The sequence below is a fragment of the Wukongibacter baidiensis genome (assembly GCF_050888315.1).
GTDB lineage: Bacteria > Bacillota > Clostridia > Peptostreptococcales > Caminicellaceae > Wukongibacter > Wukongibacter baidiensis.
This window is the reverse complement of sequence record NZ_CP138202.1, coordinates 4063403-4086874: the sequence shown is the minus strand read 5'-3', so window position 1 is coordinate 4086874 and position 23472 is coordinate 4063403. Positions and strand designations below refer to the sequence as shown.

The following is a 23472-nucleotide window of genomic DNA, read 5'->3' as shown; positions in this document are numbered from 1 at the left end:
CAAAATAAGTAATAGTAGAGAAGGTTCTGTGACCGCTTCTAGATTAGATATTCATTTTTCACAATACATTTCTATACCAATCCTAGCAATCGAGCCCCCTGAGCTACTATAAAGCACACTGTTATTGCTATGGCCGTTGGCATCAGGGCTGAAAATAGGGTCCATTTTACGCTTCCAGTTTCTTTCCGTATAGTCCAGAGTGTAGTTCCGCATGGAAAGTGAAGCAAGGAAAACAGCATTACGTTTAGGGCTGTTAAGAAGGTCCATCCATTAGCTATGAATAGCTCCTTCATTTCTGCTAGGCTTTCTAATTCAAGCATAGCTCCCTTTGACATATAGCTCATTATTATTATAGGCACAACTATTTCATTTGCCGGCATTCCAATTATAAATGCCATCAATATAAAACCATCTAATCCTATGGCCCTTGCAAATGGATCTAAAAATGCAGCTAGGTGATTTAAGATACTCATATCACCAATCGTAATATTTGCTAAAACCCAAATGGCTAAACCAGCAGGTGCTGCAACAACCACCGCTCGCCCTAAGACAAATATGGTTCTGTCAATCAAAGATGTATAAAGAATTCTTCCTATCTTAGGTTTTCTATAAGGAGGAAGCTCCAATGTAAATGATGATGGTACACCCTTTAGCATAGTCTTAGAGAGTGCCCAGGATACAATTAGGGTTATTGTTATACCTAAAATTACTAAAAAGGTTACAAAGAAGGATGCTACTAAGGTACTGTATTGACTTGCAACTAGGCCTCCAACAAATATTGTAGATAGTGCTATCAAGGTCGGAAATCGTCCATTACAGGGGACAAAATTATTTGTTATAGCTGCAATTAATCTTTCCCTAGGTGAGTCAATTATCCTACATGCAATTACTCCTGCTGCATTGCAGCCAAACCCCATACTCATTGTTAGGGACTGTTTTCCATGGGCTCCAGCCATCTTGAATAATCTGTCAAGATTAAAAGCTACCCTTGGCAAATATCCTAAATCCTCTAGTAGTGTAAATATAGGGAAAAATATTGCCATTGGAGGCAGCATAACCGATACAACCCATGCTAGAGTTCTATACATACCTAACACCAATATTCCATGGAGCCACTCAGGAGCACCTGCATTCATAAAGATATAAGTTATCTTATCTTCCAACCAGAAAAAGAAACTCGCCAGCATTCCAGAAGGATAATTTGCTCCTGTAATCGTGAGCCAGAATACTACTCCTAGTAGCAGGATCATAATGGGATATCCCAGTATCCTTGAGGTGATCAGATCATCAATCTTCTTATCAAAGTTAATCTTTCGTTGACTCTTTTTAGTTACTACTTTCTTTGCTATTTCTTCTGCCGTCGTATATATATCCCTAACTATATTATCTCTGAGACCGATATTATTGGCCACCTGCACCGACTCTGACAATTTTATCAGATTGTCAAACTCACCTAGATTCTTATTAGGCATTTGCCATTACCTCCTCCCCTTCAATCTCCAATAGCTTTTTGTCATATATGTGTTCATAGATTGAATCCACTATGGTTTTATCGCCATCTATTAATCTTAAGGCGACCCATCTTGAGTCAAGCTTACCATTTAAGACTGCGTCGATTTCCGGGGTGATTTTATCTACTGCCTCTTTAACTGATTTTGAATATGATATCTGTTTTGCTCTAGGGCTTTCTATACCTACCGCTACATTTAAAATTCTTCTCTTCAGCTCTTCTAAGCCTATACCTTCCCTAGCTACCGTTGCTACAACAGGCACTCCCAGTTCCTTCTCTAGGGCATTGATGTCAATGAATATCCCCTTTCGCTCTGCCTCATCTATTAGATTTACACATACTATTACATTATCTGTAAGCTCCATAACCTGAAGCACAAGGTTTAGGTTTCTTTCTAGGCAAGTTGCGTCAACTACAACTACTGTAGCATGGGGCTTTCCAAAACAAATGAAGTCTCTTGCTACCTGTTCTTCAACTGAGTTTGCCAACAAAGAATAGGTTCCCGGTAAATCCATTAATATAAATTTCATGTCTTTATATTTATAATTTCCCCTTGCATTTACAACAGTTTTACCAGGCCAGTTTCCCGTATGCTGCTTTAGCCCCGTCAATTCATTGAACACCGTACTCTTACCTACATTTGGATTCCCAGCTAAGGCTATTACAAATTCCTCACCGCATTTTAGATTGAATTTTTTCTTGAGCACACCTCTACCACACGACTCACATGTTAATCCCAACTTATTCACCTCCAGATATTAATTTTAAGTGCTTAGAACTTCTTACTTAATCAGTTCTACAACTATCTGTTTAGCCTCTTCTGATCTTAAGGCTATCTGTGCTCCTCTGATTCCATACGCAGTTGGGTCTCCAAGGGGACTATGTCTCAATACCTCAATTTCAGCATCTGGAATTAAACCTAAATCCATCATTCTACGTCTTGATAGTCCTGTTGATTGCAGCGAAACTACTTTAACCCTAGAGCCTGCCTCTATATTCGAAAGTAACATTTTTCTTTCCTCCTTTATTAACAGAGTAAATTAACCGTATGACCCATAATAAAATTAACCTAGGCTAATATTTTTTCGTAATTCCATATTATGTATTATAGTTATAAGTAGTTACAATTTTTTTCAAAAAAACACAAAAGGGGCTGGCTCATAAAGGCTTCTCATGAGCACAGCCCCAAGGTGTTTCAGAATTTCACCATTCTGAGACATCCAGATATATTCTATTTATATTTTAAATTTATCTACTGCTTCTGCAAGTTTTTCCGCAAGTACCTTTAGGTCATGTCCATGGGCAGAGACTTCTTCCATCGATGCCAGCTGCTCCTCTGTCGATGCAGAAACCTGTTGTGTAGCTGCAGACGTTTCCTCTGATACAGCAGAGAAGTTTTGTATTATCCCCACAATCTCATCCTTGTTGCTTGACATATTGTCTATGAATTGCTTTATTTCAACAACTTTATGGATTAGATTTTTTACAGAAGAAGATATTTCATTAAAGACTTCCCTCGTTTCTATTACGGCCTTTTCTTGGTCATCCGCCATAAGCTTTGCTTCATCCATTGCGCTGACAGCCATCTGCGATTGGCTTTGTATACCATCAATTAATTCCTTTATCTCCTTAGCTGCACCGGATGATTGTTCTGCTAATTTCCTTACTTCATCGGCCACTACTGCAAATCCTTTACCGTGCTCGCCTGCTCTGGCTGCTTCTATTGCCGCATTTAAAGCAAGAAGATTGGTTTGTTCAGCTATTTGCCCAATTGTGTCTGTTATGACCCCTATTTCCTGAGTACTGTGATCGACCTTAGCAACCAATTGTCCAACCTTTACGCTGGATTCATTTCTTTCCTCAGATTTTTCAAACAAGACGGTTACTGCATCAAGACCTTTATCACTAAGTCCTCCGGTTTCATTGGATATGTCATTCATATGATTGGTCGACTCAGCAACCATCTCCATTTTTTCGGCTAAATCGTTTATCTTTACGTTACCCTCTTCTGCATCCTTGGCCTGTGTAGCTGTTCCCTTAGCTATGCCCTCTATGGATCTAGCTACTTCCTCGGTAGCAGCAGCTGTTTGCTCAGTTATCTCGCTAAGAGAGGTTGAAGCCTGAAGCACATCCCCAAAGGAGTTCTTTACTGTTCCAACCAGATTATTAATGTTTTTTACCATCATATTAAAGGAATCGGCCAAAATACCAGTCTCATCATTGTTTTTGACCTTTAATTCATCGATGTCTAAATTACCATCGGCAACTTCCCTTATAGCTCCAGTAATATTAATTATTGGATTAGATATGTGCCTAGCAAATAGTGCTATTAGAATCATTCCTACAACAAATGTAATAACCATAATCATTGAACCAATCACCAAAATTTGATGGGCTCCTTTATTATAATCACTCATGAAGGACCCAGCAATAACAATCCAGTCCCAGTTAGGTTCTATTTCTGAATAGGTAATCTTCTGTTCTATAGTTTCTGAGTCCGGTAGATTCCATGAATAATATGTATAACCGCCACCATTCACGGCCTTCTCAATTTGATCCTTAACAAGATAGAAGTCTTTATCGGCTTTATCAACGGCTTCCATTACATTTTTTCCTTCTATTCTTGGATGGGCAACCTCCACTCCCGCTTTGTTATATATAATGAAATGTCCATTTTCCCCAAGATCTACATCTCTGTTTATAGGTCTGGTTCCATCAGCATTCCTTTCGCCAAGTAAATAAACCTTAACCTGTTCTTGGGCTTCTTCAAGAGTTAATACCCCTTTCTCTACTTCTTTCTGTTTCGCATCTATGAGCATATGGGCCATCTTAACACCATTTTTTAATAGTATCTTTCCCCTCTTATCTAGCTCATTTCTAGCTGTGTTATAGCATACTAATCCAATGATCAAATTGGGGATAATTAGCAGCAGACAAGCAGCAATTATCATTTTAGCCTTAATAGACATACTAATATTACCCGTTGAACCTTTTTTTATAGATTTTTTCTTTAGCATATATATTCTCCTCCTCTATACCCCTGAGTATTAGTAGCTCCATTTATACTATAAAATCCCTCGTCAACCCAAAACCTAATAAAACTCCAGACAAATCCTAGGATTTGCCTGAAGCTATTTTCATTATAAATATCCATCAACTAAACTATGCCGAAGGTTGCTGCAACAATTGCAACAGCAGTAGCAATAAGTGGTATTACAACTGTACACATACCAATATCAGCATATGATTCCTTATGGGTAAGTCCAGTTATACCTAATAATGTTATAACTGCACCATTATGTGGAAGTGAATCAAGTCCTCCACAAGCCATTGCAGCTATTCTATGGAATGCCTCTGGGTTTATTCCAAGGGCAATAGCTTTTTGCATGTATATATCACCTAATGCACCAAGGGCAATACTCATACCACCGGAAGCAGAGCCAGTGATACCAGCAAGTATACTAGTTGACGCCGCCAGAGAGATAAGTGGTGTCCCAGGGATTGCAAGTATAGCTGCCTTTACTAAGGCAAATGCTCCCAATGACTTAATAACGTTCCCGTATCCAACCTCTGATGCCGTATTGATTATGGCTAATAATGAACCATAAGCACCTTGGTTTACAGTATCCTTCATATCTTCAATATTCTTACGGAATAGAATTAATGCTGCTATTATTGATACTACAAGGGAAACTATTATACTCCATATCCCCTTAACCTTTGCAAGTGTAGTTCCAAACTCTTCTAGGAATGAACCATCCATGTTTGCAAAGTAGTATTTACCAAGTATGTAGTTAAGTACAAGTACTATAATTATCGGAGTTAATGCGGCTGCAAAGCTTGGTAGCTTGTCTAGATCAAACTCTTTGATTACTTCTTTATGATTTCCATAGCCTTCTCCAGCAGCCATGGCTTTTCTAGATCTCTTGTTAAGCCACCATACACCTCCTCCAAACATAACTGCTGCACCTATAAGTCCAAGGATTGGAGCTGCATATGCAGTAGTACCAAAGAATGGCATAGGAATCGCATTCTGAATCTGTGGTGTACCTGGCAGAGCAGTCATTGTGAATGTAAATGACCCAAGGGCAATTGAAGCCGGGATAAATCTTTTTGGAACGTTACCTTCTCTAAATAATGCTGCAGCTACTGGATAAACTGCAAAGGCAACAACGAATAGTGAAACTCCTCCATAGGTCAATATACCACAGGATAAAACAACTGCTAAGATTGCTTTGTCTTTTCCAAGCTTTTCAGCTATAAAGTGGGCTATTGCCTTCGCTGCTCCTGAAGCATCCATAACCTTACCGAATATGGCTCCAAGCAAGAACAGCGGGAAGTATGCTTTAGCATAGCCTGCAAAGTTTTTCATGAATATTTCTGTGTAACTTGCCAGTAAAGGTAAATCCCCCGACAGTAATACTGCAAACATTGCTAAAAGTGGTGCCAAAATAAGAACTGTTATACCTCTGTAGGCTAAGTACATAAGCAAGCCTAATGAAATAATAATACCAATAACACCTAACATGATTTAACCCCTTTCTCCTTATCGTTTTTGATTATTTATTATTGCTAAAGGGTCAGATGCAAAATATGATGTCACCTGCCCTAAAATACGTAAAAGATGAACATGTTACAGATGCTACGCAATGGTTAATCCCATTGATTCTTCCTTAAATATTCTAGAGTCCATTTCTTTTAATTCCTCTGATATAATTGGTTTAAAGTCCATTAAATCTAAAATATCCTTTTCAAGATCTACTCCTGGAGCAATTTCCTTTAGAACTAGTCCTTCTTTTGAAAGCTCAAAGACCGCTCTCTCTGTTATGTATATAATAGGAGTATCATTTTCTATGGCATAATCACCGCTAAATGTGATTTGCTCAACCTCCTTTAAAAACTTCTTAACCTTACCTTCTTTTTCAATAGTAAGCTTTCCATCTGCTGCCTTAACCTTTAATCCTCCAGCAGTAAAGCTTCCACAATATACTACCTTCTTGGCATTTTGAGTTATATTAATAAATCCGCCACATCCTGCAATCTTAGGTCCAAATTTAGAAACGTTAATATTTCCTTTCTTGTCACACTGGGCCAATCCAAGGAATGCTATATCAAGTCCTCCCCCGTCATAGAAGTCAAACTGATATGGTTGATCAAGTATGGCCTCCGGATTTGTTGAGGCTCCAAAGTTCATTCCTCCAGCAGGAACTCCACCAATAGGTCCCGACTCAACTGTAAGAATCATCTCTTCTCCAACGCCTTCTTCGTTTGCCACCATGGAGATTACTTCTGGTACACCTATTCCAAGATTGACTATTGCATTTGGTATAAGCTCCATGGCACCTCTTCTGGCTATAATCTTTCTCTCGTTTAAAGGAACAGGTTTTGTAGTGTCTATTGGTACTATGGTATTACCACAAAAAGATGAATTATATTGATCTCCATAGGTTTGCATATGGTTTTCTTCCTTTTCTGCCACTACAACAGTATCCACATATATTCCTGGTATCTTAATAAGCTTTGGATCTAATGATCCTGTCTTTACTACCTTTTTAACCTGTACAATTACTTTACCGCCTGAATTTTTACATGCAGCAGCTATTGATAATGCTTCTAAAGTAACTGCCTCTTCTTCCATAGAAATATTTCCATTTTCATCTGCATAGGTTCCCCTAAGCAGGGCCACGTCTATTGGAAGTGCTTTATAAAATAAATATTCTTTTCCTTCAAGCTCTATAAGCTTTACTATATCGTTCTTAGTAATATCATTTATCTTTCCACCCTCAAGTCTTGGGTCTATAAATGTCTTTAATCCAACTCTCGTAATCGTTCCTGGTTTACCTGCTGCGATATCTCTAAATAAGTGAGCAATAACTCCCTGTGGAAGGTTATAGGCCTCAACCTTGTTTTCAAGAGCCAACTTTTGAAGCTTTGGCGCAAGTCCCCAGTGACCTCCGATTATTCTCCTTACTAGACCTTCATATCCTAAATGATTTAGTCCCCTATCCTTACCATCACCTTGTCCAGCAGCATATACAAGAGTAAGATTTTTCGGACTTCCTGTTTCGTTAAATCGCTTTTCCAATGCGATTTCTACTTCCTCGGGCACTCCGATACCAACGAATCCTCCTGTAGCAACTGTTGCATCATCGGGAATTAACTTTACGGCTTCTTCTGCACTCAATACTTTGACACGCATTTTTCAACCTCCCTAATCTATTGTTAATTAATTATCTATATCTTTAAAGTCATATATTATTAATAGCAATTAGCGTGCCAAGCTTCTTTCTTGTTGTTATTTTATTAACAAACAACCGGATAAATTTAGAGATACGCAGGAATAAGCTTCAATATCACATGTAATTTCATCTATAATTTGCAGTATTAAATCCCTGACATACAGCATTTATGCCAGGGACTTAATATATATTCAATAAATAAAATTTGTATTAAATATCTCAGTCTTATTTTTTTATATCTCCTATTCTTCTCCTTAGCCTTTGTTATTTTTAACTAAAAAATATAATAAAAACCAAGGTTAAAAATGTAAATAAAGTTTACATTCTCATAACTCTGTCTTGTAATGTCTTAAAATGTTGTAAAAGGGCATATGCCAATTAGTGTACATTTTGTTTACATATATTTTTTTTATACACTTTTGAAAGCCACTACTTAAATCTAGTCAGATTTATAACTATCTAGCTCATATCTTTCTATTTTTTTATAAAGACCTACCCTACTGATTCCAAGTATCTTTGCAGTTCTATTCTTATTTCCTTTTGTTTTTTTAAGACATTCCTCAATTACTTCCTTTTCTACTTCTTCAATAATACTTTTTAAATTCTTATTACCCATAAGATATGTCTTTGTCTTTTTTCTGGTCAATCTAGGTGGCAGGTGTTTTGGTTTTATTATTAAGTCTGTGTCTAATAGATTGATGGATCTCTCTATAACATTTTCCAATTCTCTAATATTTCCAGGCCAGTCATAACTTTTTAAATAATCTATGGCATCCTGGGATATTCCTTCAACGTATACTCCCAACTTAGCGGCTATCTTTGCCTTAAGTTCATTGGCAAGGGCCTCTATATCTTCCTTTCTTTCTCTGAGAGGTGGTAGTTTAATTACCATAACGTTTAATCTATAAAAAAGGTCTTCCCTAAATTTGTTTTGTTTTACAAGCCTTTCAAGGTCTTTATTGGTGGATGCTATTATTCTAACATCGATATTCCTTAAGGAATTTCCGCCTAATCGCTCTACTTCCTTCTCCTGAAGTACACGCAGCAGCTTAGCCTGCATGGTCATAGGCATGTCCCCTATCTCATCAAGTAAAATGGTTCCTCCATTAGCTAGTTCAAACTTTCCTTTTTTTCCGCCCTTCTTTGCTCCTGTGAAGGCTCCTTCTTCATAACCGAATAATTCAGACTCTAATAGCTCTCCCGGTATCGCCGCACAATTGATCTTTACAAAGGGACCTAAATTTCTTTTGCTGGCATTGTGTATTGCATGGGCAAAAAGTTCCTTTCCTGTACCACTCTCTCCCAATACAAGTACATTTGAATTGGTCTTTGCGGCTTTTCGTGCCAAGGCCATAACGCCATTCATACTCTGACTATCACCAACGAGGTTTTCAAAGGAATATTTAGCAACCCTCTTGTCGTCCAATTCGTTTTTATAGTATCCTATCTCTTTCTCAAGCTTACTTATTTTACTGCTGAGAGTCACTAGATCACTTACATCCTTGAACATGGTCTTTCCTACTGCTCCGATTACTCGTCCATCCTTCTTAAAGGGTATACGCATGGCGATCATTCTACTTTCCTTTACCTGCTGTATTTCCCCTACTTCCATTATCCCTGTCTTAACTACTATGTGCATTCTAGTATTTTCAATTACTTCAGTTACATGTTTTCCCTCAGGGTTTAGATCACCAATAAACTCCTTGTAGGCTTTACTCATCATTGTAATTATTCCATCTTTGTCTACAACTACGATCCATTCATTAAAGGTATCTAAAATTGTATTTAATATATCGATATATACTTCATCCTCATCAAGCTTCTTACTCAATTTCTTATAGTCCGTTACATCATGGAATAAGGCAATAGCTCCTTGGGCTTCATTGTTCTTTATTATTGGGAGTCTAGTAACAGTAAATTGCCTTCCTCCCCTGTAAAAGTTTTGGTTAATCTCTGGTTGTTTTGTCTCTACAACCCTTATAAGTTTACTATTTGGAATAATATCGTTTATTTTCTTACCTATAGCATAATCATGCTTAAGCTCAAGCAATTCTCCGGCAAGCTTATTAAGCATGTTAATATTTCCATGCTCATCTATTCCTATTATTGCGTCTGTCATATTCTTGATAATGGCCGCAAAGTATTCATCGGTATATTTCATTTTTACACCTCTTTTAAAGATATATGTATATTATTCCACTTGGTACTACATTACTATTATATTATCACAAATTTTATTTAATGGTAAATATGCGTTGGAAGTTATAAATATAGATTACCCATACAAAGATTTAATCTCTTATGAAAAATTAGACTCTGTTAGACTATGGTGTTGTTTTAATGGAATAGACAGACGATTTTGTAGAAAAGTCGTCTGTCTTAGTTATTTTCGTTTTCTGTACCATTTCCACGCTTCATAAAGTACTACAACTATAACTATAATTATTGCGTATGGTAGGAAATCAATATTTAATAACGCAAATATCGTTGAAACCACCATATATGATAGGAATCCAACAATTATTCCTTTGAATGAATCTTTCATTTACGCTCCCCCTTTCAGGATATAATGAATTACTATATTCACAAACATTATACATATAATGCTTGTCTATATCTATATTACTTATCTTAAAACCATTAAAACATCGTTAAAATTATAACATACAGTTTTAAGAGAAGCAAAAAGAGAATCCTCTTGTTTTGGATTCTCATTTTGAGTTGCTGTAACCTATAAGTTATCAGCAATTTGCTATTAGCCATAATCACTTTATTCATTTAGTTTTATTCATTATCCTATTAACCATATATGTTCTTTTAGAATTCTATGCTTCATCCTATAGGAACATCAATCCAATTGATATTATTATCCCTGTATAAATCAAGTCTATTACACAGAATCCCATTATATCTCTAGCACCAAGACCTGCTATTCCCAATGCAGGAAGTGCCCAGAATGGTTGAATCAGATTTGTCCATGCATCTCCCCATGCTATTGCCATTGCAGTCTTAGCAGCTGGTACACCTAACTCTGCACCGGCTGGCATCATTATAGGTGCTTGCACTGCCCACTGTCCTCCACCGGATGGTACGAAAAAGTTTACAAGTCCTGCACTCAGAAATGAAAATAGTGGGAAGGTTGTTTCAGTAGAGATACTTACAAACCAGTTTGACATAGCTCCTGCTAGGGAAAGTCCACCGGCGCCCATTCCAGTCATCATACCCATTATCCCAGCATAGAATGGGAATTGTAGTATTATTCCCGCAGTTCCCTTTGCCGCATTAGTAACTGCATCTAGGAACCTTCTAGGAGTCCAGTGAAGTATAATGCCCGCGAATAGGAACATAAAGTTAACTATATTTAGGTTTAATTTAAATCCATTTTTACCGAAGTAATAAAATATGTATATAAATCCCATAACCCCTATGAGAACTGAAACTATAGGACTATTTTCGATTTTATCTGCTGGAGTCATTACTTTTGCTTTAGTTGATGCTGTTTCATCATCATTTACCAATAGTTCAGGATCTATTGACACTACATCCTTACCCTTTGGATGCATCGCTTTATTTAAAAGCGGTAATGTAATTAGTATTACCAAGAATATAATTATGTTAAAGCTTGAAAAAATTGTTGCGTTTGTTCCTATAACGTCCGTTACTGCTCCCCCTGTTGCTGTAGCTAAATCGGCTCCAGTTGTAGCAAGCTTTAGCGGTATGGAACCCGATAACCCCGAATGCCAGACTATAAATCCTGAGTAACCTGCAGCGATCAATAGTCTATAATCTACTTTTTTAATCTGTTTAGCTAATTCCCTTGCATATAACGCCCCTATTACAAGACCAAATCCCCAGTTGATCCATGCAGCTATAGCCTCAACTAACGTTACTGCTATTATGGCCTGACCTGGTGTTTTTGGTATACTTGCGAGTTTTTTAAGTCCTTTTTGTATTATTGGTGCATTTGCCAATGCATGGCCTGTTACTAATACTAGTGCCATTTGCATAGAAAAGGCTAGTAGCTTCCAAAATCCTCCGCTCCAGTGAAGCACCATGTCCATTGGTCCCTGTCCTGTACAAATAATTCCCAGTCCAAATACGATAAGTGTAAGTATTACTGCAAATAGAAAAGGATCTGGCAAATACTTTTGTACAAGTGCAACACAACCTTTTGTAAAGCTTCTAAACATGACTCTACCCCCTGTTTATTAAATTTTTTGGGTGTCCATTTTAGGGTATAGGGCTTTGAAAATATTGAAAAATAAAGGTCAAAATTGATGGCTTCAAATTGCTGAACATTGCAAAATGAAACCTCTATATATTTACGTATATAAAAAGTGACATGGCTAAGGTCTCTTAATATACATTTTATTTTAACGACACCCGTATCCCTATACCCCTGATGGCTTTATTAAGCTAGTTGCCGATAGCTAACTGCAAAGCTTTTATATAATCTCTATAGTTTATGTATCAGTTATATTTATAAGTCCATTTCTTTTAAGTTTTCTGATATCATTAATTCTGCTTCCGTTGCTGCCACTACTTCTTCTACAGTTACTCCAGGTCCTATTTCAGTTAAAACCAGCCCCTTATCTGTTACCTCAATAACACCCATTTCTGTAACTATTAGATCAACTACTCCTACAGCAGTTAATGGAATATTACATTGTTTAAAAATCTTTGGCTTACCCTTTGCTGTATGGGTCATGGCTACTATTACTTTTTTAGCACCAGTAACTAAATCCATAGCTCCCCCCATACCAGGAACCAATTTGCCAGGTATCATCCAGTTAGCTAGATTTCCATTTTCATCAACCTGTAGTGCTCCTAGAACCGTTGCATTAACATGTCCGCCTCTTATTATTCCGAAGGATGTAACACTATCAAAGAAGGCTCCACCAGGATTAATCGTAACAGCAACGCCTCCTGCATTTATTAAATCCTTGTCTTCCTTTCCAGCCTCGGCTGCAACTCCAAGTCCAACAAAGCCATTTTCTGACTGTAGTGTAACATCTATATCCTCAGGTATATAATTGGCAACCATTGTAGGTAATCCAATTCCTAAATTTACTACATCCCCATTCTTAAGTTCCTTTGCTACTCTTTTAGCTATTATCTCTTTAATTTGGTTTTTATCCATTACTCTTCGCCTCCTACAATGTAATCAACAAAAATATTAGGAGTCATTACTTCATTTGGATCTATTTCTCCAACTTCAACTAATTCTTCCGCTTCTACTATTACTACATCGGCTGCTGTAGCCATAGCTGGATTGAAGTTTATTGTAGATTTTTTGTAGTAAACATTTCCTTTTTTATCTACCTTAGAACCTCCAATTAAGGCTACGTCGGCTCTAAGTGGTAATTCTAAGAGATATTCTTTTCCATCGATCTCAATCTTTCTCTTACCATCTTCTACTAAGGTTCCTACTCCAGTTCTAGTCAGTATTCCACCAAGACCTGCACCGCCAGCTCTAACTCTTTCAGCCAGTGTTCCCTGTGGTACTAATACTACTTCAATTTCTCCCTCTTGCATCTGTCTTCCAGTCTCTTTATTTGTTCCTATGTGGGAAGTAATAACCTTTTTGATTTGCTTGTTTACTATTAACTTGCCCACTCCATAGTCAGGAAAACAAGTGTCATTTACTATTAGTGTCAGATCCTTAGTACCCTTCTTTACTAATGCATCGATAACCTGGTGGGGACTACCTACTCCTAAGAAACCACCCACCATTATTGTCATACCATCTTTGATATGACCGATAGCTTCTTCAATAGCTATATGTTTGTTCATTATATTCACCCCCATATTAATGTTTATCAAAGGACCAACCCCTTGACAAAGGTCAAGAGGTTGATAGTTTATAGCCTTTATATTATTTAGATTCTTTAGCAGCCTCAAGCTCTTCTATTAAAGCTGGCACTACTTTATTTATGTCTCCTACTATTCCTACATCTGCTGTTTCAAATATTGGTGCACTGGCATCCTTGTTGATAGCTATTATGAAATCAGACTCCTCCATACCAGCTAAATGCTGGATAGCTCCAGATATACCACAAGCTACGTATAAATCAGGTCTAACTGTTTTACCAGTTTGTCCTACTTGATGATCTCTGTCGATCCATCCAGCGTCAACTACCGCACGGGATGCAGATACTTGACCGTCAAGTCCAGCAGCTAGCTCCTTTAGTATTTCAAAGTTCTCAGGTTTTCCTATACCTCTACCACCTGAAATTAATACGTTAGCTTCTTCAATGTTAATCTTTTGCTTTGTTTCCTTAACTATTTCAAGTACTTCAACGTTCATGTCTTCTTTAGTAAAAGCTACTTTAACTTCTTCTATTTTACCTGTTCTGTTTTCATCCATCTCAAATAACTGCATAACCCCGGGTCTAACTGTAGACATCTGAGGTCTATGGTCAGGACAAATGATTGTAGCCATTATGTTCCCACCAAAGGCAGGTCTTGTCATTAATAGGCCTCTTGTTTCTTCATCTATATCTAGTGAAGTACAGTCTGCGGTAAGACCTGTATGAACTCTAGCTGAAACTCTAGGTGCTAAGTCTCTACCTATAGCAGTTGCACCGATTAAGAATATCTCTGGTTTTCTTTCATTTATTATTTGTGTAAGTGCCTTTGTATATGGCTCTGTCATGTATATATCTAATGCTTCGTCATCAACGTATATAACTTCATCTGCACCGTTATGAATTAGCATGTTTGTCTTACTTTCGATGTTATTACCTAATATTACTGCTGTAACAGTTTCACCTAACTTTTCGGCAATCTCTTTACCTTTTCCGATAAGCTCTAAAGAAACTCTTTGAACGTCTCCTTCTCTTTGCTCTACGAATACGAAAACGCCTTTATATTCTGAAATATTCAAGGTACTCCCTCCTTAAATCAATCTATTATATGATATACTTCTCTTGTAGTTTTTGTACGATTATTTGTGCTGCTTCCTTAGGCTCTACTTCATACACCTTACCAGCAGATTTAGCTCCCTTTGTAAATGACTTCTTAACCTTAGTTGGGGAACCCTTTAAACCTATGTTAGCTGTATCTACTTCTATGTCAGCTAAAGACCACTTGATTATTTCCTTTTCTCTAAAGGCATCGAATACACCGCCAACTGACATGTATCTTGGTTGATTCATCTCACTTAATGTAGTGATTAAGCAAGGCATTTTTACCTTTATCTTATGATATCCGTCTTCGAATACTCTTTTTAATATTACACTTTCTTCCTTAAGCTCAAGTCCACCAACGTAGCTCACTTGAGGAATTTCTAAATGCTCTGCTATCTGAGATCCAACTTGAGCAGTATCTCCATCTATAGCTTGTCTTCCAGCTACGATTAAGTCGAATTCTAATTTTCTTATTGCTGCTGCAAGAGTTGAAGAAGTTGCCCATGTGTCTGCTCCTGCAAAGGCTCTGTCGCTTAGTAAAATAGCTTTGTCAGCTCCCATTGCTAGTGCTTCTCTAAGTGCTTTTTCTGCTTGAGGTGGTCCCATTGTAAGAACAGTAACCTCAGCTCCGATTTCATCTTTTAATTGCAGTGCTGCTTCTAAGCCACTCTTATCATCTGGATTTATGATACTTGGAACTCCATCTCTTATAAGCGTTCCTGTCTTTGGGTCTAATCTAACCTCTGTAGTATCTGGAACTTGTTTAATACAAACAACTATTTTCATTTCCAAAGCCTCCTTATCTTAGCATACTTCCTGCTATAACCATTTTTTGAACTTCAGAAGTACCTTCATATATTTCTGTTATTTTAGCGTCTCTCATCATTCTTTCAACTGGATATTCTCTTGTATAACCATATCCACCGTGTAATTGAACCGCCTTAGTTGTAACTTCCATTGCTGTTTCTGCTGCAAATAGCTTAGCCATAGCTGCATCTCCGCTGTAACGCTGCTTATTGTCCTTAGCTCTTGCTGCTCTATATACTAACAGTCTTGAAGCATCTGTCTTAGTTTGCATATCTGCAAGCATGAACTGAGTATTTTGGAATTTAGCTATTGCTCTTCCAAACTGCTTTCTCTCTTTTACGTATTTTACTGTTTCATCTATAGATCCTTGAGCTATTCCAAGGGCTTGAGCTGCTATTCCTATACGACCACCATCTAGGGTCTTCATAGCAATACCGAATCCTTTACCTTCTCTTCCAAGTAGGTTTTCCTTTGGAACCTTAACGTTTTCAAATATAAGCTCGCATGTAGCAGAACCCTTTATACCTAATTTTGCTTCCTTCTTACCTATACTAAATCCTTCATAATCCTTTTCAACTATGAAAGCTGATATTCCCTTAACACCTTTGCTCTTATCTGTCATAGCCATTACGATATATATGTCTGCATATCCAGCATTAGTGATGAATATCTTTGAACCATTTAAGATGTAATGATCTCCATCTAAAACTGCCTTTGTTTGCTGACCTGCAGCATCTGTACCTGCATTAGGCTCTGTTAAACCGAAAGCTCCAAGCTTTTCTCCCTTTGCAAGGGGAACTAAATACTTTTGCTTTTGCTCTTCTGTACCAAATTCATATATAGGAGCTGCACAAAGTGAAGTATGAGCTGATACTATAACTCCTGTAGTTGCACAAGCCTTTGATAATTCTTCTACAGCCATTGCATAGCCTAAATTATCTCCACCTTGTCCACCATATTCCTTTGGAAATGGTATACCTAATAGTCCATATCTAGCTAATTTTTTTACTGTTTCTACAGGGAACATTTCCTTTTCATCAACTTCTTCAGCTATTGGTTTTACTTCATTTTCAGTAAATTCCCTGTACATTTGTCTAAGCATTTCATGCTCCTTTGGAATACGAAAATCCATACTCTTTTTCCTCCTCTAACAGTGGTATTTTAACATTATAGAAATACATAAATCATCTAGGTATATTAACCTATCAAATGCATTCTAAATTATTGTTATCCAACATGAAAACTTACTTAAGCTTTTAAGTTGGTTGACTACATGTAATATTATATCTTATTACACTTCGTTTGTTAATTAATTAACCTTTTTGTCCTAGATGTCAGCCCTGCTTTAAACCCCTATAATAGCTTAATTTAAAACAGAGCTATCTTATAGTCTACTTCGGTGGCATTACCGTAGCAACACCCTTTAGAACAGTTTCTCCATTTTGGTTAGTACAGATTGTACTTAACTTTATTCTGTTCTTTTCTTCAACTCTCTCAATGACTTCTACTTCAGCTTTAATGGTATCTCCAAATTTTACTGGTGCAGTAAATTTAAGCTCCTGTGCTAAATAGATAGTCCCTGGGCCCGGTAAATGTACCCCTAATACTGCAGAAACAAGTCCTGCCGTTAACATACCATGGGCAATTCTGCCTTTAAACATCGTATCCTTTGATACTTCATGGTTGATGTGGGCTGGATTTATATCTCCTGTTATCCCTGCATATAGATATACATCTGTCTCTGTAATGGTCTTCTGAAAAAAGGCCTTATCTCCGATTTTTATTTCTTTTATGGTTTTACCCTTCATCCGATTTGCCTCCCCTTTTTGACCAGTTTAAAGAAGAGAACCTTTGGTTGATTCTCAACTTTAAACAAGTTTATATTACTATGGTCTCCCGCCTCTGCTTTCTAGGTCGAAAGCCTTTTTCATACAATTTTATATGTTTTTAAGGATGGACTACTATCTCTTAACGATAACAGCTTCGCCCATACCGCCACCTATACATAAAGTAGCTAGACCATGCTTTGCATCTCTCTTCATCATTTCATATATTAATGTAATTAGGATTCTAGCTCCACTTGCTCCAACTGGATGACCTAAAGCTATAGCTCCACCATTTACGTTAACTTTTTCTATATCCAATCCCAAATCCCTAGCAACTGCTATTGATTGTGCTGCAAATGCTTCGTTAGCCTCGATTAAGTCTAAGTCTTCTACCTTTAGCCCAGCCTTTTCTAATGCTTTGTTTGATGCTGGTACTGGTCCTATTCCCATAATGCTAGGATCTACACCAGCAGAAGCATATGATACTACTGTACAAAGAGGCTCTATTCCTAATTCATCAGCCTTTTCCTTGCTCATAATTACTAATGCTGCAGATCCATCATTGATTCCTGATGCATTTCCTGCAGTAACTGTACCATCTTTTTTGAAGGCAGTTCTTAACTTACCTAATTTCTCCATAGAAGCATTTTCTTTGATGTATTCGTCTTTATCAAATATTACAGGGTCACCTTTTCTTTGAGGGATAGTAACCGGTACTATTTCATCATCAAATCTACCCTCTGCCTTTGCTTTTGTTGCTCTTTGCTGACTTCTTAAGGCAAACTCATCTTGTTCTTCTCTTGTTATTCCCCACTTTTCAGCTATGTTTTCAGCTGTTATACCCATATGATAATCATGGAAGGCATCGGTTAAAGCATCTTTAATCATTGTATCAATCATTTCACCATGGCCCATTCTTTCTCCCCATCTTGCTTTAGTAAGGGCATATGGTGCATTGCTCATGCTTTCTACTCCACCAGCTACTACTATATCGTTGTCACCTAATAGAATAGATTGAACAGCTAAGGATACACACTTAAGTCCCGAACCGCAAAGCATGTTAATTGTTGTTGCAGGAGCCTCTACAGGTATTCCAGCATTTACAGACGCCTGTCTTGCAATCCCTTGCCCTTGAGCTGTTTGTATAATACAGCCCATATAAACTTCATCAACATTTTTCGGATCAAGATTAGCTCTCTTTAGAGCCTCAACAATAGCTACTTCTCCAAGCTTAGCCGGAGACACCTTCGCTAAAGATCCATTAAAACTACCAATCGGTGTTCTTACAGCACTAGCTATAACAACTTCTTTCATCAATTTTCCAACCTCCATAATTTTTTATTTGGGTATTTTTTCGGAGAAAATCCGATCAAAACAATGGTACTCAGTATCTATGAGTTTCTATTTTGAGTAGTCATAAAAACCTTTACCAGTTTTTCTACCTAATAATCCACCTCTAACCATCTTTCTTAAAAGTGGATGTGGTCTATACTTAGAATCACCAAATTCTTCGTATAATACTTCCATAATAGCTAAGTTTACATCATTTCCTATCAAATCAGCCAATGCTAAAGGCCCTATAGGATGATTTGCACCTAACTTCATTGCTGCATCTATATCCTCAGCACTTGCTACGCCATCGGCTAATATTCCAATTGCTTCGTTTATCATAGGAATAAGTATTCTATTTACTACAAAACCTGGAGCTTCTTCAACTACAACTGGAGTCTTTCCTACATTTTTGCTAAGTTCCATAACAGTTTCCTTTGTTTCGTCGGAAGTAGCTATTCCATTGATAACCTCTACCAGCTTCATCACTGGAACAGGATTGAAGAAATGCATTCCTATAACTCTGTCAGGTCTGTTAGTTGCAGTTGCAATCTCAGTTATTGAAAGGGATGAAGTATTTGTAGCTAGTATTGCTTCCTCTTTACAGATTTTATCTAGCTCAGCGAATATTTTCTTCTTGATTTCCATATTTTCGATTGCTGCTTCTACTACAAGATCCGCATCCTTTGCTAAGCCCATATCTGTAGTTGGAGTAATTCTAGCTAGTATTTCATTTTTCTTTTCTTCAGTTATTTTTTCTTTCTTAACACTTCTGTCTAGGTTCTTTGTTATTATTCCTATTCCTCTTTCAACAAATTTTTCTTCAATATCTCTCATTATTACTTCATATCCTGATTGAGCAAAGGCTTGAACGATACCAGAGCCCATTGTTCCTGCGCCTAAAACAAATATCTTCATTTTCTATTCCTCCTCAACATTAATAATTTTTTATGTATAATCTGGAATACCAATTATTTATTTTTAAATTCAGGCTTTCTTTTTTCCACGAAGGCTGACATACCTTCTTTTTGATCCTCTGTTGCGAAGCATAATCCAAATAGGTCTTTTTCTATTTCATTAGCAGTATCCATATCACAGTTTATACCTCTGTTTATAGCTGCCTTTGAGTATCTAACTGCGATCTGCCCATTTGATGCAATCTTATTAGCCATTTTTAAGGCCTCACCCATTAATTCTTCCTGAGGAACAACACTATTTACAAGACCAATTTTTTCTGCTTCTGCCGCCTTTATCATATTCCCAGTAAATATTAATTCTTTAGCCTTTGCAGCTCCTACTAACCTTGGAAGTCTTTGAGTTCCTGCAAATCCAGGTGTTATTCCAAGACCAACCTCTGGCTGTCCAAATTTAGCCTTTTCTCCTGCTATTCTAATATCACAACTCATAGCCAACTCACATCCACCACCTAGGGCAAATCCATTTACAGCTGCGATAACGGGCTTTTCCATAAGTTCAATTTTTCTGAATACCTTCGATCCAAGGTCTCCAAATAATCTTCCTTCTGCTGCAGTTTTATCCTTCATTTCAGAAATGTCTGCTCCTGCTACAAAGGCTTTACCTTCTCCTGTTATTATAAGAACATAAATATCGTCATTTTTTTCAATCTCATTAATCGCTAAGTCTAATTCCTGTAAAACACTGGTGTCTAAGGCATTTAAAGCTTTAGGTCTATTAAAGCTTAAAATTCCTATGTTGCCTTCTTGTCTAAATAATAGATTCTTAAAGTCCACGTCACCATCTCCTTTACACCAATACTATATTAGCAAGTACTGTGCCAAAATCTTTTTTGGGCTTATTTCGATTAACCTTTCTCTCTAATCCCCTAAATCTAATATTTCCAGTGAAAATCAATTCATTCTATCTATTTATATTATAAAGTAAATTTGTAAACTTATTAAACACTTCTGGATTATTTTCAGTCACAAAAAAACATACTGTCTTGATTGTATTTACTTTTTCAATGTATATGGTATAACACGAACCATTGCATACAACATATAGTAGAAGGTGATGCCATCAACAATTTTTCTGATAAATGAAATAATCTAATCGCTAAAATGCAAAAAGTGTACAGAAAGTTTACATGTTTATTTCGTTTGCACTTTTTATTATTTATATCTCTCTTTTTCCATTATTTCTTCTTTAAATCTGACATTTTATATATATGTTGTATATTTTTATTGTATTAATAAATCAGTAAAATAAAATAGGGAAAAGAACTCTTTTTATATGAGTCTTTTCCCTTTCTCCCTATTCTGTTTTATTTAGTTCGAAATCTTTATTCTCTAGATTGTCGTAGTATTCTGCTACAGGGCTGTAGTCGGTTATTGGATTATCTGCTAATAGTAATTCAGTTAAATTAGTCAATTTCTTAAGTGGAGTAATATCACTTATTTGATTTTGATTTAGTTCCAGTGAAATCAATTGGTTTAATTCTCCCAAAGGACTTATATCTTCTACATTATTTCCTCTCAGTTCTAAAATTTCCATTTCATTAAGATTTTCTAAAGCACTTATATCATCTATTTTATTATTACTTAACTCTACTCTCCACAGTTCACTTAGATTACTCAATGGAGTAATATCACTAATATTGTTTTCTCTTAGATCTAGAGTTATTAGGTTAGTAAGATTTTCTAATGGCTCTATATTGCTTATTTGATTTCCAGCTAGACCTAATTTTTCTATATTTTTCAGATCTTTTAGAGAACTAATGTCTTCTATATTATTATCATATATCCATAGTCTATCTAAGTTTTTTAGATTACTTAAGTAACTGATATCTGCTATATTATTATTATCTAAACTTAGTCCAGCTAAATTAGTAAGATTCTCCAGTGCACTTATGTCACTTATTTGATTCCAATCCATATATAACTCTTTTAAATTACTTAGATTACTTAAAGAACTTACATCCTCTACGTTATTTGAATATAAATTAATTAGAGTTATATTAGTTAGCTCCTTCAAAGGAGTAATATCTTCTACATCATTTGCTGAGAGGATTAATCTCTCTAGATCAACTAGATGTTGTATACCTTCCAAACTAGCAATTCCTGATCTTTCACAATCTAATACTGTAATATATTTAACATCTTTTCTATAAATATCTCCCTTAGGTTTATTTATCTTATCTCTTATGACTTTTTCTAGATTATAATCTTCAAATATAACAATTTCATTATCTATTTCAGTTTCTAATTCAAAGTCCTTGTACTCTAGATTGTCATAATATCCAGCCACAGGACTATAATCCGTAATAGGGTTTCCAGCTAAGCTTAATTCCCATAAATTAGTTAAGTCACTCAATGGCTCAATATTACTTATTTTATTGTCAGCTAAAGACAATGATTCTAACGCCACTAAGTTCCTTAAAGGACTAACATCTTCTATATTATTTGAGCTCAACTCTAAATCGAATAGATTAGTAAGATTCTCCAAAACAGTTATATCACTTATCTGATTTTTCTCTAAAGATAGACGCTCAAGTTTATTCATATTACTCAGAGGGCTAATGTCTTTTATGATATTTTCTCCTAACTGTAACTCGAACAAGTTTGTAAGATTGGCTAAAGCATCTATGTTGCTTATTTCATTTCCAGACAGACCTAGCTGCTCCATTTCTTTCAAATTGCTTAAAGGGGAAATATCTTTTACTTGATTATTATCTAAATCTAATTGAATTAGATTAGTAAGGCTTTCTAAGGAGGTTATATCTTTTATCTCATTAGCATCTAGTGTAAGTTCCTCTAGTTCCTTTAAGTTACTTAACAGGCTAATATCCTCTATGCCACATTGTCCTAGACTTAAATCTTGTAGATTGGCTAAATTCTCTAAATAGCTAAAATCTTTTATTTGATTTCCATCTAATTGTAAATTCTCTATTCTCTTTAGACCGCTTATAGGGCTGATGTCTTTTATATTATTGTATTCTATTCCTAGAGTCTTTAGATTTGTAGAATTTTTTAGAGGACTTATATCACTTATTTCGTTGTCAAATATCCATAATTCTTCCAGTTTACTTAAATTGCTTAGGGGGCTAATATCTTTTATCTTGTTGTCATCTAAGCACAAAGTAGTTAAATTGGATAATTTTTCAAGAGGGCTTATATCACTTATTTGGTTATCTAAAAGATCTAAATACTCAAGATTATTTAAACTGCCTAATGGGCTAATATCTTGTATTTGATTTTCAACAAGATCTAGTTCATTTAAATTTGTTAAGTATTGTATTCCTTCCAAGCTTGAAATTTCTAAATCATCACACATAAGCTCAGTAATTTCTTCAAGCTCTTTCTTATAGATATCTCCAGTAGGTTTATCTATCTTATCCCTTATGGCTTCTTCCAGATTAGGATCTTTGAAGGTAACAATTTCATTAGATTCAACATTAACTTCAAATGGCATTATGATACCCTTTTCAAGTCCTTTATCAATGTCATCGGCTTTAACATTTTTACTTATGCACAGATAATACACTCTTCCCTCTTCATAGGGTGAAGTTGGAGTAACAGTAACCGTATTACTATATTGCCCTGTCTCAATAGTAGTTTCTACTACTGCATTATTTTCATCCCTGATATATATACTTTCGCTATTTATAGTTTCTAGATCAACTGCTTTATTAAATTTAATAGTCCATGTTTTCATCAAATTATTAGTTATTCTTTGCTCCATTTCTTCCCACTCATTTAAATCTTTCCATTCATCCCAGATATCTGCATAAACTGGGTTAACTGTTAATAATAGAGTAAGAATTAATAATAAAATAAATGCTTTTCTCATTAGCTATCCCCCCGTTTCTTTATATACACATACCATCTTATACCATA

17 protein-coding genes and 1 pseudogene are annotated in these 23472 nt (G+C 36.1%); all 18 read right to left on the bottom strand.

Annotated elements, in window-relative coordinates; translation table 11 throughout:
- Positions 1 to 71: 71 nt before the first annotated feature.
- Positions 72 to 2250: pseudogene (gene feoB, locus R9X47_RS18465) on the bottom strand (ferrous iron transport protein B).
- 42 nt (positions 2251 to 2292) lie between these two features.
- Positions 2293 to 2520, bottom strand: coding sequence for a FeoA family protein (locus tag R9X47_RS18460; protein WP_432662501.1), 228 nt, complete (start codon positions 2518 to 2520; stop codon positions 2293 to 2295).
- Positions 2521 to 2745: 225 nt separating this feature from the next.
- Positions 2746 to 4527, bottom strand: coding sequence for a methyl-accepting chemotaxis protein (locus tag R9X47_RS18455; protein WP_432662500.1), 1782 nt, complete (start codon positions 4525 to 4527; stop codon positions 2746 to 2748).
- Positions 4528 to 4667: 140 nt separating this feature from the next.
- The gene (locus R9X47_RS18450) at positions 4668 to 6038 is read right to left on the bottom strand and encodes a GntP family permease (protein ID WP_432662499.1); all 1371 of its coding nucleotides are present in this window, start codon (positions 6036 to 6038) and stop codon (positions 4668 to 4670) included.
- Between the two features lie 114 nt (positions 6039 to 6152).
- Positions 6153 to 7709, bottom strand: a complete 1557-nt coding sequence (locus tag R9X47_RS18445) for an acyl CoA:acetate/3-ketoacid CoA transferase (RefSeq protein ID WP_432662498.1) — start codon at positions 7707 to 7709, stop codon at positions 6153 to 6155.
- A 479-nt stretch (positions 7710 to 8188) separates the two neighbouring features.
- The gene (locus R9X47_RS18440; RefSeq protein ID WP_432662497.1) at positions 8189 to 9910 is read right to left on the bottom strand and encodes a sigma 54-interacting transcriptional regulator; all 1722 of its coding nucleotides are present in this window, start codon (positions 9908 to 9910) and stop codon (positions 8189 to 8191) included.
- 222 nt (positions 9911 to 10132) lie between these two features.
- The gene (locus R9X47_RS18435; RefSeq protein ID WP_432662496.1) at positions 10133 to 10294 is read right to left on the bottom strand and encodes a hypothetical protein; all 162 of its coding nucleotides are present in this window, start codon (positions 10292 to 10294) and stop codon (positions 10133 to 10135) included.
- 292 nt (positions 10295 to 10586) lie between these two features.
- Positions 10587 to 11939, bottom strand: a complete 1353-nt coding sequence (locus tag R9X47_RS18430) for a short-chain fatty acid transporter (RefSeq protein ID WP_432662495.1) — start codon at positions 11937 to 11939, stop codon at positions 10587 to 10589.
- A gap of 290 nt (positions 11940 to 12229) precedes the next feature.
- The gene (locus R9X47_RS18425; RefSeq protein ID WP_432662494.1) at positions 12230 to 12889 is read right to left on the bottom strand and encodes a 3-oxoacid CoA-transferase subunit B; all 660 of its coding nucleotides are present in this window, start codon (positions 12887 to 12889) and stop codon (positions 12230 to 12232) included.
- Positions 12889 to 13542 carry an acetate CoA-transferase subunit alpha gene (gene atoD, locus R9X47_RS18420; protein ID WP_432662493.1) on the bottom strand — a complete coding sequence of 218 codons (654 nt, stop codon included), beginning with the start codon at positions 13540 to 13542 and terminating at the stop codon, positions 12889 to 12891. The genes R9X47_RS18425 and atoD overlap by 1 nt, the downstream gene beginning before the upstream one ends.
- An 82-nt stretch (positions 13543 to 13624) precedes the next feature.
- Positions 13625 to 14635: an electron transfer flavoprotein subunit alpha/FixB family protein gene (locus tag R9X47_RS18415; RefSeq protein ID WP_432662492.1), complete on the bottom strand. Its 1011-nt coding sequence runs from the start codon at positions 14633 to 14635 to the stop codon at positions 13625 to 13627.
- A 25-nt stretch (positions 14636 to 14660) separates the two neighbouring features.
- Positions 14661 to 15443 carry an electron transfer flavoprotein subunit beta gene (locus R9X47_RS18410; protein ID WP_432662491.1) on the bottom strand — a complete coding sequence of 261 codons (783 nt, stop codon included), beginning with the start codon at positions 15441 to 15443 and terminating at the stop codon, positions 14661 to 14663.
- Between the two features lie 13 nt (positions 15444 to 15456).
- Positions 15457 to 16596: an acyl-CoA dehydrogenase gene (locus R9X47_RS18405; RefSeq protein ID WP_432662490.1), complete on the bottom strand. Its 1140-nt coding sequence runs from the start codon at positions 16594 to 16596 to the stop codon at positions 15457 to 15459.
- 259 nt (positions 16597 to 16855) lie between these two features.
- Positions 16856 to 17272: a MaoC family dehydratase gene (locus tag R9X47_RS18400; protein ID WP_432662489.1), complete on the bottom strand. Its 417-nt coding sequence runs from the start codon at positions 17270 to 17272 to the stop codon at positions 16856 to 16858.
- Positions 17273 to 17425: 153 nt separating this feature from the next.
- A complete protein-coding gene (locus R9X47_RS18395; protein WP_432667654.1) occupies positions 17426 to 18604 on the bottom strand; it encodes an acetyl-CoA C-acetyltransferase in 1179 nt (392 codons plus the stop codon).
- Positions 18605 to 18691: 87 nt separating this feature from the next.
- A complete protein-coding gene (locus tag R9X47_RS18390) occupies positions 18692 to 19537 on the bottom strand; it encodes a 3-hydroxybutyryl-CoA dehydrogenase (RefSeq protein WP_432662488.1) in 846 nt (281 codons plus the stop codon).
- A 53-nt stretch (positions 19538 to 19590) separates the two neighbouring features.
- Positions 19591 to 20370: a short-chain-enoyl-CoA hydratase gene (locus tag R9X47_RS18385; RefSeq protein WP_432662487.1), complete on the bottom strand. Its 780-nt coding sequence runs from the start codon at positions 20368 to 20370 to the stop codon at positions 19591 to 19593.
- A gap of 520 nt (positions 20371 to 20890) precedes the next feature.
- On the bottom strand, positions 20891 to 23425 hold the full coding sequence (locus R9X47_RS18380) for a leucine-rich repeat domain-containing protein (RefSeq protein WP_432662486.1): 2535 nt from the start codon (positions 23423 to 23425) through the stop codon (positions 20891 to 20893).
- Positions 23426 to 23472: the final 47 nt, after the last annotated feature.

Excerpts from the sequence above, each read along its gene's own strand:
- R9X47_RS18460 (WP_432662501.1), bottom strand. The coding sequence starts at position 2,520 with ATGTTACTTTCGAATATAGAGGCAGGCTCTAGGGTTAAAGTAGTTTCG.
- R9X47_RS18455 (WP_432662500.1), bottom strand. The coding sequence starts at position 4,527 with ATGCTAAAGAAAAAATCTATAAAAAAAGGTTCAACGGGTAATATTAGT.
- R9X47_RS18450 (WP_432662499.1), bottom strand. The coding sequence starts at position 6,038 with ATGTTAGGTGTTATTGGTATTATTATTTCATTAGGCTTGCTTATGTAC.
- R9X47_RS18445 (WP_432662498.1), bottom strand. The coding sequence starts at position 7,709 with ATGCGTGTCAAAGTATTGAGTGCAGAAGAAGCCGTAAAGTTAATTCCC.
- R9X47_RS18440 (WP_432662497.1), bottom strand. The coding sequence starts at position 9,910 with ATGAAATATACCGATGAATACTTTGCGGCCATTATCAAGAATATGACA.
- R9X47_RS18435 (WP_432662496.1), bottom strand. The coding sequence starts at position 10,294 with ATGAAAGATTCATTCAAAGGAATAATTGTTGGATTCCTATCATATATG.
- R9X47_RS18430 (WP_432662495.1), bottom strand. The coding sequence starts at position 11,939 with ATGTTTAGAAGCTTTACAAAAGGTTGTGTTGCACTTGTACAAAAGTAT.
- R9X47_RS18425 (WP_432662494.1), bottom strand. The coding sequence starts at position 12,889 with ATGGATAAAAACCAAATTAAAGAGATAATAGCTAAAAGAGTAGCAAAG.
- atoD (WP_432662493.1), bottom strand. The coding sequence starts at position 13,542 with ATGAACAAACATATAGCTATTGAAGAAGCTATCGGTCATATCAAAGAT.
- R9X47_RS18410 (WP_432662491.1), bottom strand. The coding sequence starts at position 15,443 with ATGAAAATAGTTGTTTGTATTAAACAAGTTCCAGATACTACAGAGGTT.
- R9X47_RS18405 (WP_432662490.1), bottom strand. The coding sequence starts at position 16,596 with ATGGATTTTCGTATTCCAAAGGAGCATGAAATGCTTAGACAAATGTAC.
- R9X47_RS18400 (WP_432662489.1), bottom strand. The coding sequence starts at position 17,272 with ATGAAGGGTAAAACCATAAAAGAAATAAAAATCGGAGATAAGGCCTTT.
- R9X47_RS18395 (WP_432667654.1), bottom strand. The coding sequence starts at position 18,604 with ATGAAAGAAGTTGTTATAGCTAGTGCTGTAAGAACACCGATTGGTAGT.
- R9X47_RS18390 (WP_432662488.1), bottom strand. The coding sequence starts at position 19,537 with ATGAAGATATTTGTTTTAGGCGCAGGAACAATGGGCTCTGGTATCGTT.
- R9X47_RS18380 (WP_432662486.1), bottom strand. The coding sequence starts at position 23,425 with ATGAGAAAAGCATTTATTTTATTATTAATTCTTACTCTATTATTAACA.